We start from the raw sequence: 13,376 nt of genomic DNA on the forward strand, positions 1-13,376 counted from the left end.
AGACAAAGCGAAGAGGATTGCGTTCCATCGGCCGGGGACAGGATAGGGATTGAAGGGGGCCGACCGGGCGTGTGGGTGGCGAGCCCTCGTTCGGGCCTTAGATCGCGACGATCCCGGACGAAATCAATCCAGGTGCTGGCGGTCGCGCTTCTTCATGGCATCGGCGCTGCGGAACTTCAAACGGCAAACAGCCGTGGCTTGCGTCGACGCCGCAGCTGCGCTCAAAAGCGCGCGGAGGAGATGTCATGGCGCAGCAACCCTCGCGGCGGCAGGCCGACGGCGACCGGCACGGCCGGCTCACGGAGTTCGGTCGCTTCGACTACATCGTTGTCGGCGCCGGCTCGGCCGGCTGCGTGCTGGCCAACCGCCTGTCGGCGGATCCCCGCCGCCGTGTGCTCGTGCTGGAGGCTGGCGGCCGCGATAACTGGATCTGGTTCCATATTCCGGTGGGCTACCTGTTCGCCATCGGCAATCCCCGCTCGGACTGGATGTTCAAGACGGAGGCCCAGGCGGGCCTGGGCGGGCGCATTCTCGCCTATCCGCGCGGCAAGGTGATCGGCGGCTCGTCGGCGATCAACGCCATGATCTACATGCGCGGCCAGGCGGCCGACTACGACGGCTGGCGTCAGCTCGGCCTTCTCGGCTGGGGCTGGACCGACGTGCTGCCCTATTTCCTGCGGATGCAGGACCACGCGGCGCCGGCCAACGAGTTCCAGCACGCCGGCGGTGAATGGCGGGTCGAGCACCCGCGCGTGCGCTGGGACGTGCTGGATGCCTTCCGTGAGGCGGCGGCGCAGGTCGGGATCCCGAAGGTCGATGACTTCAACCGCGGTGACAACGAGGGCTCATCCTACTTCCAGGTGAACCAGAAGCGCGGGCGCCGCTGGAGTGCGGCGCGCGGCTTCCTCGTGCCCGCGCTGAAGCGGCCCAACCTGCGGCTGGAGACCCAGGTGATGGTGGAGCGCGTCGTCATCGACGGCGGGCGCGCCACCGGCGTCGTCTTTTCGCGCGGCGGTGAGCGCTTCATTGCCCAGGCGGACGGCGAGGTGGTGCTGGCGGCCGGCGCCGTCGGCTCACCGCAACTGCTCGAGCTGTCCGGCATCGGCCAGGCCGAGCGGCTCGCCGGCCTCGGCGTCGAGGTCCGGCACCATTCGCCGGGCGTGGGCGAGAACCTGCAGGATCACCTCCAGCTGCGGCCGACCTATCGGGTCGCCGGGGTGCGCACCCTCAACGTGGACTACGGCAAGCTGCATCGGCGGGCGCAGATGGCGCTCCAGTATGCGCTGCTGCGCAATGGCCCGCTCACCATGGCGCCGTCGCAGCTCGGCATCTTCACGCGTTCGTCGCCGGACTATGCGACCGCCAACATCCAGTTCCACGTGCAGCCGCTGTCGCTCGACGCCTTCGGCGAGGCGCTGCACAGCTTCGCCGCCATCACGGCGAGCGTCGCCAACCTGCGGCCGACGAGCCGCGGCAGCGTTCACGCGCGTTCGGCCGAGGCGGCCGAGCCGCCGGTCATCGATCCGAACTACCTGTCGACCGAGGAGGATCGGCGGGTCGCGGCCGATTCGATCAGGCTCACCCGGCGGATCACCGCCGCCCCCGCGATGGCCCGTTTCCGGCCGGAGGAGTACAAGCCCGGTGCCGGCTTCCAGAGCGATGAGGAATTGGCTGCAGCGGCGGCGGCCATCGGCACCACCATCTTCCATCCGGTGGGGACGGCGAAGATGGGCACCGACACCGATCCCGCCGCCGTGCTCGACGGGCGCCTGCGCGTGCGCGGTATCGATCGCCTGCGGGTCGTGGATGCCTCGGCCATGCCGGCAATCACTTCGGGCAATACCAATTCGCCGACCATGATGATGGCGGAGAAGGGCGCGGAGATGATCCTCGCCGACGCTGCAAGGCGCTGAGGCGCTGTTCCGTACTTGAAATGTTCCCGCCTGCCGGCGATGCTTGCTCCGCCGCGCGGCGCGTCGGCGGCTCGAGTCCGACGGCAGCCCGCGCCCCGGATTCGAGGCGTTCGAGCATGTCCTCCTATGGGCGAGCACATGTCGATGCAGAACCGCGAGCAGGAGCAGTGCATGGCGGTCAGAGCCGTCCCGCTGACAATGCCGGCCGATGGCCGGCAGTCGCAGGCCGCCCTCGCCATTCAGCGAGGCGTGCGCCGCTATTTCGCCGGCCTGGGAGCGGTCTCGCTCACCGAGTTGACGCTGGCCTCGTTCCGGCGCGCCGACGTCGCGGCGCTGATGCCGGATGGGCGCATCGTCATCGTGGAGATCAAGTCGAGCCTCGCCGACTACCGTTCTGACGGCAAATGGCGCGACTACGGCGACTTCTGCGACGGCTTCCTGTTCGCGGTCGCGCCGGAGTTCCCAGCCGAGATCATCCCGGAGCACGCCGGCCTGCTGATCGCCGACGCCTATGGGGCGGCGCTGGTGCGCGACGGCGCGCCGCGCGCCCTTGCACCGGCCCGGCGCAAGGCCATGACCCTGCGCTTCGCGCGCGCCGCCGCGGGGCGCCTGCACACCCTGGCCGACCCCGAAGGGGCGGCAGGCTTCATGGATTGACGGAGAGGTCCTTCGGACCGGACGGGTGCGACCCCGTCAAACGGGACCCTTCCCACCGGTCGGGATACGTCCTCAGCGCGGGGCGCGCTTGGCGAGGATGCGCTGCAGCGTGCGCCGGTGCATGTTGAGGCGGCGCGCGGTCTCCGACACGTTGCGGCCGCACAGCTCGTAGACCCGCTGGATGTGCTCCCAGCGGACCCGGTCCGCCGACATGGGATTGTCGGGCGGTGCGGCGCGGCCGTTCGACAGCGCCATCAGCGCCGCGTGCACCTCGTCGGCATCGGCCGGCTTGGCCAGATAGTCGAAGGCGCCAAGTTTCACGGCGGTGACGGCGGTGGCGATGTTGCCGTAACCGGTGAGGATCACGCCGCGGGAGTCGGGCCGGCGCTCCTTGAGCTTGGTGATCACCTCCAGCCCGTTGCCATCGCCCAGCCGCATGTCGATCACGGCAAAGGCCGGCGGGTCAGATTCGATGGCGGAAACGCCGTCGGCCACTGATTCGGCGGTCCGCACCGTGTAGCCGCGGCTCTCCATGGCGCGGGCAAGCCGCGTCAGGAAGGGGCGATCGTCATCGACGATGAGGAGGCTGCGTTCGCCCAGAGGCTCGGCACTGGGGGCTTGGGCTGTGTCCATCGGCATTTCTCTGCGGTCCCGCGCGGCGTGCCCGCCGCTCGATTGATGCGACGGGCCTGCCCGACCCTTTGCCACGCTGTGCGGCTTTCATGGGCGGCTGGCGCGGGCCGCCGCGCCAAGTCGTTGCCGCCGTGTGTGATTGCTGTGTCACATGTGCGTCGTGATGCCGCCTGAATCAAGGGCGAACTGAGACCTTATGCAGCAGGGGCCATGGCTTCGCGTGGCTCGGCCTCCACATCGCGCTCGAAGGCCCGGCGTGGCCAGCGGATGGTGATGACCGCGCCCCGCCCCGGGGGCGCCGCGTTGGCGAGGGTGAGATTGGCGCCGGTCCGCTCGATCAGGCTCTTGGCGATGAACAGGCCGAGGCCGAGGCCCCGCGCGGGTTCGTCCGCGTGGCTCTGCCCGGCGCCGCGCGTGGTGATGTAGGGCTCGCCGATGCGCAGCATGACCTCGGGCGGGAAGCCGGGCCCGTCATCGCGCACCACGATCTCGACCGTCTGGTCGCTCCAGCGCTCCTCGATGGTGACATTCTCGGCGGCGAAATCGACCGCGTTGTCGACGATATTGCCCAGGCCGTAGATCACTCCCGGGTTGCGCCGGCAGACCGGCTCCGGTCCCGCGCCATCGTGTGTCACGGTGATGGCGACGCCGAAGTTGCGATGCGGGCCGGCCACCTCTTCCACGAGGTGGCTCAACGTGAGGCGCTCCAGCACGCTCACGTCGCCGTCGGAGCCGAGCGAGGTGAGCTTGGAGAGGATGCCGCGGCAGCGTTCGACCTGCTCGCGCAGCAGCTCGATGTCCTCGGCAAACCCCCCTTGCTTGGGGGCCTCGCGCTCCAGTTCCTTGACCACCAGGGCGATGGTCGCCAACGGCGTGCCGAGCTCGTGGGCGGCCGCCGCCGCCAGGCCATCGAGTTGGGAGAGGTGCTGCTCACGGGCCAGGACCAGCTCCGTCGCCGACAGCGCCTCGGCTAGCAGCCGCGATTCCTCCGAGACGCGCCACGCATAGACCGCGGTGAAGCCGATGCCGAGCGAGATCGCCGCCCAGATGCCGACGACATAGAGCTGGGGCAGCCGGAGCACCTCGTCCGGGGACCACGGCAGCGGCAGGTGGACGAAGGCGAGCGCGCTGGCGAGCGCGACGGTGATGGCGCCGAGTGCCGTGGTGTGGCGCGGCGGCAGCGATGTCGCCGAAATCAGCACCGGCGCCAGGAACAGGAGCGAGAATGGATTCTGAAGGCCCCCGGTGAGAAACAGCAGGCCGGCCAATTGCAGCACGTCGTAGGCCAGCAGCATCCAGGCGGCGCTGTTGCTCAGCCGATGGCTCATCGGGTAGCTGATGCGCAGCGTGATGTTCAGCAGCGCCGAGATGGCGATGACGATGAAGCACGGCCCGAACGGCAGGGAGAAGCCGAGCCCGAAATGGACTCCGGCGACCGCGACGCTTTGACCGATGACGGCGAGCCAGCGCAGCCGCACCAATGTATCGAGCCGCAGGCGGCCCGGGCGCGCATCGAGCGTCGGGGCGAACAAATCCCTCATCGCCCTATAGAGCATCTATCAGCTTGCGATTTCAACGAAATCCGCGGGGGAAGCGGCCCCTTGCCGCGTGGCGCACGCAGCATGCGCCGGCGCAGCTCACGACCAGGGGAGGAATCAACGCCGTTGACCGCGGAAAGGATCGATAGCGAACCCGCGACTCTCTGCCGCAGCCCCAATTCTGCTGGCCATTCAGGGTTAGACGCGCTGGCCCAGGCGTGACAAATCTAGCTGGTGGGGGGAGAACATCACAAACCCATGCGGATCAGCCTTTTCCGGCGCACGGCGCCCGACCCGGACCGGATAACGATTGCCTATGGCGGCGATCAGTTCGAGGTGGCGGTGCGCCGGCGTCCGGCGGCGCGCCGGTTCACCCTGCGCGTCTCCCAGGCCACCGGCGAGATCGCGCTCACCGTCCCGCAGCCGAGCGACTTCCGGGCCGCCATCCGCTTCGTCGAGGCGCATGGCGCGTGGATCGCCCAGCGGGTCCAGCGTGTGCCTCGGCGGATCGCGTTCCGCCCGGGCGTGCGGATGCCGCTGCGGGGGATCCCGCACCGCATCGTGCGGCGGGCCGAGCTCGGCGCCGCCGTGCTGGCGACGCGCGACGAGATCGGCGCGCCGGTCATCGCCGTATCGGGCGAGTCGGAGCACGTGCCGCGGCGCGTGGCGGACTTTCTCAAGCAGCAGGCCACGCGCGACCTGGATGGGTCCGTGGCCAAATACACCGCCCTGCTGGGCATTCCGGCCCGCCGCATCACCATCCGGGATACCAAGTCGCGCTGGGGCTCGTGCTCGGCCGCCGGACGGCTGAGCTTCTCCTGGCGGCTCATCATGGCGCCGCCTTACGTGCTCGACTATCTGGCCGCGCACGAGGTGGCGCACCTCAAGGAAATGAACCACTCGGTCCGGTTCTGGCGCCTGCTGATGAGCCTCTGCCCGCGCACCGAGGAGGCCGAGGCGTGGCTGAAGGCCCACGGCGCGGAGCTGCACCGCTACGGCTGAGCGCGCGATCGCGCTTGCCGATCGGACGATGCCGTCTGGTCGGGAAGGCGCCGCCCTCAACCGCCGAACAACTTCTCGAAGAAGTTCTTTTCGCGGGCGGGCGGCCGGGCAACGCCCGTGCCGTCGTTGCGCTGCTCGGGTTGCGCCTGGGCAGCCCGTGGCGCATCGCTCCAGGCCACGGCCGGCGCCCGGATGTAGGGAATTCCCGGCAGCGGCGTGGGCTTGAGGTTGCGCGTGGCGACCTTCATCACCCGGTTCCAGACGTCGACCGGCAGGGAGCCGCCCGACGCGTGCCTGGTCGGCGAGTTGTCGTCGTTGCCGAGCCACACGCCGGTCACCACCTGGCTGGTGTAGCCGATGAACCAGGCGTCGCGGAAATCCTGGGACGTGCCTGTCTTGCCGGCGGTGTCCCAGCCGGGCAGGCTGGCGCTCTTGCCGGTGCCGCCGGTGATAACCTCCCGCAGCATGGCGTTCATCATGCCGACGGCCTTGGGATCGATCACCGGGCCGAGGCTGGTCGGCACGCGCGTATAGAGCGTCTTGCCGTCCGTCTGCTTCACCGAGGTGATGACGTAGGGAATGACGCCGATGCCGCCATTGGCGAAGGCCGTATAGGCGGCGACCATCTCGATCGGCGTCACCTCCGCGGTGCCGAGCGCGATCGAAGCGTTGTTCTGCATCGGCGAGGTGATGCCCAGGCGCTGCGCCGTGCGCACGACGCTCTTGGCGCCCACCTCGACGCCGAGCTTCACGGCGACGGTGTTGATGGAATGGGCGAGCGCCGTCGACAGCGTCATCGGTCCGGAATAGCGCCGCGAGTAGTTCTCCGGCGTCCAGCCGCGGATGTTGACCGGCCCGTCCTCGCGCACCGTGTCGGGAGTGAGCCCGTGCTCCACCGCGGCCAGGTAGACGAAGGGCTTGAACGACGATCCGGGTTGGCGCCTGGCGACGGTGGCGCGGTTGAACTGGCTGTCGGCATAGTTGCGGCCGCCGACCAGCGCCTTGAGCGCCCCATCGGCCGCCAGCGTCACCACCGCGCCCTGGGTCACGCCGAACTTTCCGCCCTTCTGCCCCAGTTCCTCGACGAGCGCGCGCTCTGCCGTCGTCTGTAGGGCCGGATCGATGGTGGTGCGCACCACGATGTCCTGCTCGACGGCGCCGACGAAGTCGTCCAGCACGTCCATCACGTAGTCCGCGGCGTAGTTGGCCGAGCCGGGCCCGGCGTGCTTCACCGGCATCGCCGGCGTCATCATCGCCGCCTTGGCCTTCTGGTCGGTGATGAAGCCGGCCTGGACCATGGCGGTGATCACCAGCCCGGCGCGCGCCTGGGCCGCTTCCGGGTTGCGGTTCGGTGCCAGCCGCGAGGGGGCCTGCACCAGGCCCGCCAGCATGGCCGCCTCGGCCAGGGTGACGTCCTTGGCGGGCTTGCCGAAATAGCGGTGCGCCGCGGCCTCGATGCCGTAGGCGGAGGAGCCGAAATAGACCCGGTTCAGGTAGAGCTCGAGGATCTGGTCCTTGCTGAACTTCTGCTCCAGCCAGATCGACAGGATGGCCTCCTGGATCTTGCGGGACATGGTCCGGTCCTGGGTCAGGAACAGGTTCTTGGCGAGCTGCTGGGTCAGCGTCGAGCCGCCCTGCGAGACGCCGCCGGCGCTGACGTTGCGCAGCAGCGCGCGCACGATGCCGGCCGGGTCGATGCCCATATGGTCGTAGAAGCGCCGGTCCTCGATCGCGACGAAGGCCTTGGGCAGGTAGGGCGGCAGTTCCTTGATGTCGATGGCACGACCGCCCGTGTCGCCCTTGTTGGCGATCAGGCTGCCATCGGCGGCGACGATGGCGATATTGGGCGCCCGCTTGGGCACGGCAAGCTGGTCGATCGGCGGCAGCTTGGCGAACTGGTAGGCGACGATGCCGGCCACGCCGATCACCGCCCACAGGCCCAGCAGGAACGCAAAGCGGATGACGTGGCCGACGAACGAGCGTCTGCGCCGCGTGCGCTCCGGGCGGCGCGTGCCGGATGTCCTGGCCCTTCTGCTCGCCAATCCCGCCTCCGCAGCGCCGCCCCGTACATGGCGGGGGTCGGCGTTGATGTCATCCGCATACGGCCCGGCCTCGCGGTCGAAACCGTCGGCTGTGGCCGCAGGGCTGTCGAGGCGCGACTCGCGTCGCCCCGGCGTGCCCTCCGGCTTCGCCCCCGCCGGTCGGCCTGGCCGGCCCGTCGGGGCTGGCCGATCCGCTGCGGACAGGCGAAGATCGCCGCCGACGTGTCGCCCGGATGGACGCGTCACCTCTTCGTCGAGGCTGGGTTCGCGTCGGTCGAACGGGCCGTTGGAGCGCGCCATCAGTCTCCCATGGTTCCTGTTGCATGGGAGCGCGCCGCGCACTCCACGGCTCGGTCACAGACGCTAATTGTGGCGGTTTAAGGGGCCGTTAAGGCCCGGGCCGTATCGGGGCATGCAGCTGTGATTTTTGCTGCTCGGCCACGCTGAGGCTTGCTTCCGCCGCATTGCAGCGTCAGCTAGGGCGGGCTGCTTTCACTCTTTTGAACGCGGCACGCGCGTGACCCCGCGCCGGCCTTCGGCGAAAGATCGGCGTGGCATCGGGGTCTCGGGCGTCTGCTCGCGCTTCGCGCACGGCGCCCCAGGCGCCGGGTCCGCCCGTGATGTGGCGCAGGCGATGCGCATTCCCGCCGCCGGACTCGAGCCCATTCGCCCGCAGCGTCGCGGAGGACCATGAGCAGCATCGCCCTGATCAACTCGGCGCTCCTCTTGGGATCGGGGCTGGTCGTCCTCGGCATCCTGAGCAGCCTGGCCGCCTCCCGCTTCGGTGCGCCCCTGCTGTTGGTCTTCCTCGGTCTCGGCATGCTGGTCGGCGAGAACGGTTTCGGGGTCGTCTTCGACGACTACCGTGCCACCTATCTGATCGGCTCGCTGGCGCTTGCCGTGATCCTGTTCGACGGGGGTCTGCGCACCCGGGTGGCGGAACTGCGCGGAGCGGTGGCGCCCGCGGTGGCGCTCGCCACCTTCGGCGTCCTCGTCACCAGCCTGCTGACCGGCCTTGCCGCCATGGCGATGCTCGGCCTCGATCTCCTGAGCGGCTTGCTGGTGGGCTCGGTCGTCGCCTCCACCGATGCCGCTGCCGTCTTCTTCCTGTTGCGCTCCAACGGTCTGGCGCTACGCCAGCGGGTCAATGCCACGCTGGAGATCGAATCGAGCACCAACGACCCGATTGCCGTGTTTCTGGTGCTGGCGCTGGTCGAACTGGCACTGGCGCCGCACGGCACCACGGCGATCAACCTGATCGAGCATCTGGCGCTCAGCGGCGCCGTCGGCTGCATCCTCGGGCTGGCCGGCGGGGTCGCCATTGCCGCCGCTCTCAACCGGCTGGCATTCCCGGCCGGGCTGCACCCGCTCTTCGTGATCTTCTGCGCCATCTTCATCTTCGCCGCGGCGTCGGTGGCGCAGGGCTCGGGCTTTCTCGCGGTCTATCTGGCGGGTCTGGTGCTCGGCAACCGGCCGGTGCGCGCATTGCCGTCGGTGATTTCCTTCCACGACGCGGCCACCTGGCTCTCCCAGATCGTCATGTTCCTCATCCTCGGCATGCTGGTCACGCCCAGCACGCTGATCAGCTTTGCGGTGCCGGGCATCGCCGTTGCCGCCTTCCTCATGCTCGTCGGCCGGCCCGTAGCGGTGTGGCTCAGCCTGTGGCCGTTTCGCTTCAGCCGCTCGGAGAAGCTGTTCGTGTCGTGGACCGGCCTGCGGGGCGCGGTGTCGATCTTTCTCGCCACCATCCCGATGCTGACCGGCGTCCCCAACTCGGCGGTCTACTTCAACATCGCCTTCTTCGTGGTGCTGGTGTCGCTGATCGTGCAGGGCTGGAGCCTGCCGTGGACGGCCCGGCGGCTGTCGGTGGCGCTGGCCGACCCGGCGCCGGCGGTCGACCGGGTCGAGATCGATCTGCCGGGCCAGGCCGACCTCGAGTTGGTGGGCTATCCGGTCCTGCCCGAGAGCCCCGTGCTCGACCACGGGCGACTGCCCAGCTGGGCACGCCCGGTGCTGATCGTGCGTGGCCCGGCGACGCTGACGCCGGAGCAGGCGGGTCCGCTGCTGGCGGGCGACTATGGCTATTTTCTCTGCCCCCCGATGCGCGTGCGCCGGCTCGACCGCCTGTTCGCCGCCTTCGAGGGGCACCGCGAGCGCTCACTCGCCGGCGTCTTCGCCTTCCCGGCGGCCGTGCGGCTGTCGGAGATCGCGCGCGCTTATTCCCTCGATCTCGCCACCGATGTCGCCAACCAGACGTTAGGCGAGCTGTTCGCCGACACCTTCCCCGAAGGCGTGCGCGAAGGCGACCGCATCGGGCTCGGGCCGGTGACGCTGATCGCCCGCAGCGTGGACGATGGAGCGGCCACCGCGGTGACGCTGCTGATCGACGAAGCCGACGAGGTCGAGGCCTCGCTCGGCCGCGTCGTCCTGGCCAAATTGATGCCGCGCCTCAAGGTTGCCTCGCAGGGAGCTGTGCAGCTGTTCGGCAGCGCGCGGCGGCGCTTGACGTCCCTGTTCGATTGAGCGCCAGTCGTGGCGGAGGCGGATGGGCCTCCATCATCCGCCGCTTCGGACGTCCGTGCCATGATCCCCGTCACCTCCCGCATTAGCCTGGACGAGCGTGAGCTCGAGGAGCGCTTCGTGCTCGCCGGCGGTCCCGGCGGCCAGAACGTCAACAAGGTGTCGACCGCGGTGGAGCTGCGCTTCGATGCCGCCCACTCGCCGGGTCTGCCCGAGGACGTGCGGGTGCGCCTGATGCGGCTCGCCGGCCGCCGGCTGACGCGCGACGGCGTCATCGTCATTTCCGCCCAGCGCTTCCGCACCCAGGAGCGCAATCGCGAGGATGCCCGCGAGCGCCTGTTCGAGCTCATTCGCGAAGCGGCCGTCCGGCCGGTGACGCGACGGCCGACCCGGCCGACGCTCGCCTCCAAACGGCGGCGGCTGGAGGCGAAGGCGCAGCGTGGCGCCATCAAAAACCTGCGCGGCCGCACGCCCGATGCCGACTGATCCTGATGGTCCCGGCGCCGACCCCTGCCGTGCGCTCCCATCTCGTGTGACATAGACGCGCTATGCGGCGCTGCGGCGAGGATCTACGTTAGAGGCGATCCAATCGAGCCAATCCCCGCGTGCGTCCGATGCGTGCGCCCAGACTTGCGAAGTGTCCATGTCCATTCTGCTGAACGAGCCGCTGCTCAAATTTCCGATCGCCGTGGCGCCCGAGCCCGGTGTGCCGCTCGAGGTCGCCCCGGGCGTGCTCTGGGTGCGCTTTCAGCTGCCGTTCCGGCTCAACCACGTGAATGTCTACCTGATCGACGACGGCAACGGCTGGGCCGTGCTCGATGCGGGCATCGCCAACGACGCGACGCGGCAGGTATGGGAGGCCCTGGTGAGCGGCCCACTCGCCGGGCGGCCGCTGACGCGGCTGATCGTGACGCACCATCACCCGGACCATATCGGCCTTGCCGGCTGGCTCAGCGAGCGCTTCGGCCTCAAGCTGCTGATGAGCCAGACCGAATACCTGGAGGGGCAGAACATCGCGCTCAATCCCGGCGCGATGGAGACGGGCCCGTACCGCCAGTTCTATGTCGAGCATGGCCTCGACGAGACGACGACGAAGGTCGTGCTGAAGCAGGGGCACGGCTACTTGCGCATGGTGACGCCGCTGCCACCCACCTTCCGCCGGCTGGTCGGCGGCGACCGGATCAAGATCGGCGGGCGCCGCTTCGAGGTGCTGTCCGGCGGCGGCCACTCGCCGGAGCAGATCATGCTCTACGCCCCGGACGACAACTTCTTCCTTGGCGCCGACCAGGTGATGGCCAAGATCACGCCCAACGTCAGCGTCTGGGCGGTCGACCCGGAGGGCGATCCGCTCGGCCTCTATCGCCGCTCGTTGAAGGAGCTGAAGGCCCACATCCCCAACGGCACGCTGGTGCTGCCGGGCCACAACCTGCCGTTCTACGGGCTGCACGAGCGCGCCGACGCGCTCGAGGAGCACCATGTACAGCGCTGTGACCTGATCCTGTCCGCGTGCGGGGCCAAGCCTCATTCGGTGGCCGAGCTGGTGCCGGTGATGTTTCCGCGCGTACTCGATCCACACCAGATGAGCTTCGCCTTCAGCGAGGTGCTGGCCCACGTGAACTACCTGCTCAACGAGGAGCGGCTGGAGTGGAACGAGGCCGACGGGGACGGCATCCGCCGCCTCAAACTGGCCTGACGACGCTCCCGGCGAGGCCGGCACTGTCGTGGCTTGACGCGGGCCCTGATCGGGTGGTTTCACCCGATCGGAACGCCCTCTATAGCATTTCCGTTTTTCTCGAATTGCCGAAATGCTTTATCTGTTTGATTTGTCGCATTTTCTTCACGGGAACCGGCGTCCACTTCGCTCGAAAACGCTCTAATCCCTGGGTTTCGATTTGACGAGCGTCGGCCCGGCGGCGGTCAGGGTGCCGGCGACGTTGAGCTTGGTGGCCTCGAGCACGGTCGTGCCGATCATGGTTTTGACCGAGATGCGATAGGGCGCATAGACGTTGGTGTTGGCGACCGGGATGAGCCAGGCGCCCATGTCGCGGTTCTGCTCCATGTAGCGCGTCACCGACCGGGCCGCCCGGTGCCCGGAAATCGGTACGTAGCGGGCGGCGCAGACGATGGCCGGGCCGCGGTAGCCGTCCTTGGCCACCTGGGCGGTGCGCACGTAGGACAGCACGACGTTGAAGCGGGTGGCCCCGTCGAAGATCGGGATGGTGCGCTGGCAGGCGGACTTGGGGTCGGCGCCGGCCGCGACGGGCATCAGCAGCGCGCTCAACGGATCGATGACGCCGCGCTTGTCGCCCTCGGCCACCGGCACGCGGTCGGGGCGGTCCCAATCCTCCAACGGGGGCTTGATCTCGACCGCGTCGACGCGGCCGGAGGCGAATGCCAGCCTCAGGGTGCGCGTGACGTCCGAGGTGGAGGAGACGACGGCCAGGGAGGCCGGCGACAGGCCCGCACCGCTGAGCGCGCCGGCGGACTTGGCGCCCCCTTTGCCGCTGGTCAGCACGCCGGCAAGGCCGGTCAGCTTGGCGTGCAGGTCGACGCTGTAGGCCGCGCCGTTGATATTGGCCACCATCGTGGCGCCGCCGATGGTGACGCCGGCGAGCGAAATGTTGTAGGTCGCCGTGAAGGCGCCGTCCTCCGCCTGCGCGGTGGGGACGCCGTCAAGGCCCGAGAGAGCGAACATGCCGGCGATGGCGCCACAGCGCAGCAGGCGCGTGGCCTTGCCAGGGCGCCGGACAACGGACGACGTCAATATGCGATCCTCATCGACCATCTCCGGGCAGGCGAACCGACGAACCTGATGCTGCGGGAGTAGGTTGGTGTCGTGCCCGAATCAGTCATTATCGTGACGCGCCGAGGCACAAAAAGCGAGCACCCCCGGGCCGCTGCGGGCGCTTGCGGGCCGCAGACGCCTGCCTTGCGCTCAATCCAGCCCTGCGGAAACCTGCGAGATTTCGGACGGCATGCGGCGTAAAGAAGGTGCCCCCGGATCCGGGGGCTCAACGCTCCGCCGCGCTGCCATGCCCGTCCGCAAGGCGGCCGTAGCGGCGACAGCCGTG

10 protein-coding genes are annotated in these 13,376 nt (G+C 69.2%); 6 read left to right on the plus strand and 4 right to left on the minus strand.

What is annotated here, in order from left to right; all coding sequences use genetic code 11:
• Positions 1-245: 245 nt before the first annotated feature.
• A complete protein-coding gene (locus IEW34_RS20780) occupies positions 246-1,913 on the plus strand; it encodes a GMC family oxidoreductase (RefSeq protein WP_188611128.1) in 1,668 nt (555 codons plus the stop codon).
• Between the two features lie 171 nt (positions 1,914-2,084).
• The gene (locus tag IEW34_RS20785; protein ID WP_188611129.1) at positions 2,085-2,570 is read left to right on the plus strand and encodes an MmcB family DNA repair protein; all 486 of its coding nucleotides are present in this window, start codon (positions 2,085-2,087) and stop codon (positions 2,568-2,570) included.
• 72 nt (positions 2,571-2,642) lie between these two features.
• Here IEW34_RS20785 and IEW34_RS20790 read toward each other — a convergent pair whose 3' ends face one another.
• Entirely contained in the window at positions 2,643-3,203 is a 561-nt protein-coding gene (locus IEW34_RS20790) for an ActR/PrrA/RegA family redox response regulator transcription factor (protein ID WP_188611130.1), read from the minus strand.
• 194 nt (positions 3,204-3,397) lie between these two features.
• Entirely contained in the window at positions 3,398-4,744 is a 1,347-nt protein-coding gene (locus tag IEW34_RS20795; RefSeq protein WP_188611131.1) for an ActS/PrrB/RegB family redox-sensitive histidine kinase, read from the minus strand.
• Positions 4,745-4,999: 255 nt separating this feature from the next.
• Between IEW34_RS20795 and IEW34_RS20800 the strand changes: the two genes are divergently transcribed.
• Positions 5,000-5,743 carry a M48 family metallopeptidase gene (locus IEW34_RS20800; RefSeq protein WP_188611132.1) on the plus strand — a complete coding sequence of 248 codons (744 nt, stop codon included), beginning with the start codon at positions 5,000-5,002 and terminating at the stop codon, positions 5,741-5,743.
• 56 nt (positions 5,744-5,799) lie between these two features.
• Here IEW34_RS20800 and IEW34_RS20805 read toward each other — a convergent pair whose 3' ends face one another.
• Positions 5,800-7,785, minus strand: a complete 1,986-nt coding sequence (locus tag IEW34_RS20805; RefSeq protein ID WP_244642109.1) for a transglycosylase domain-containing protein — start codon at positions 7,783-7,785, stop codon at positions 5,800-5,802.
• A 690-nt stretch (positions 7,786-8,475) separates the two neighbouring features.
• Here IEW34_RS20805 and IEW34_RS20810 point away from each other — a divergent pair.
• From IEW34_RS20810 to IEW34_RS20820, 3 genes are all read left to right on the plus strand, one after another.
• Complete coding sequence (locus IEW34_RS20810) at positions 8,476-10,308, plus strand: potassium/proton antiporter (RefSeq protein ID WP_188611134.1); 1,833 nt, start codon at positions 8,476-8,478, stop codon at positions 10,306-10,308.
• Positions 10,309-10,368: 60 nt separating this feature from the next.
• A complete protein-coding gene (arfB, locus tag IEW34_RS20815) occupies positions 10,369-10,791 on the plus strand; it encodes an alternative ribosome rescue aminoacyl-tRNA hydrolase ArfB (protein ID WP_188611135.1) in 423 nt (140 codons plus the stop codon).
• A 157-nt stretch (positions 10,792-10,948) separates the two neighbouring features.
• The gene (locus tag IEW34_RS20820) at positions 10,949-11,998 is read left to right on the plus strand and encodes an MBL fold metallo-hydrolase (RefSeq protein WP_188611136.1); all 1,050 of its coding nucleotides are present in this window, start codon (positions 10,949-10,951) and stop codon (positions 11,996-11,998) included.
• 180 nt (positions 11,999-12,178) lie between these two features.
• Here the strand turns inward: IEW34_RS20820 and IEW34_RS20825 are convergent, their stop codons facing one another.
• Positions 12,179-13,069, minus strand: coding sequence for a DUF3108 domain-containing protein (locus IEW34_RS20825; RefSeq protein ID WP_188611137.1), 891 nt, complete (start codon positions 13,067-13,069; stop codon positions 12,179-12,181).
• Between the last annotated feature and the right edge of the window lie 307 nt (positions 13,070-13,376).

The sequence above is a fragment of the Chelatococcus reniformis genome (genome assembly GCF_014640075.1).
Classification (GTDB): Bacteria; Pseudomonadota; Alphaproteobacteria; order Rhizobiales; family Beijerinckiaceae; genus Camelimonas; species Camelimonas reniformis.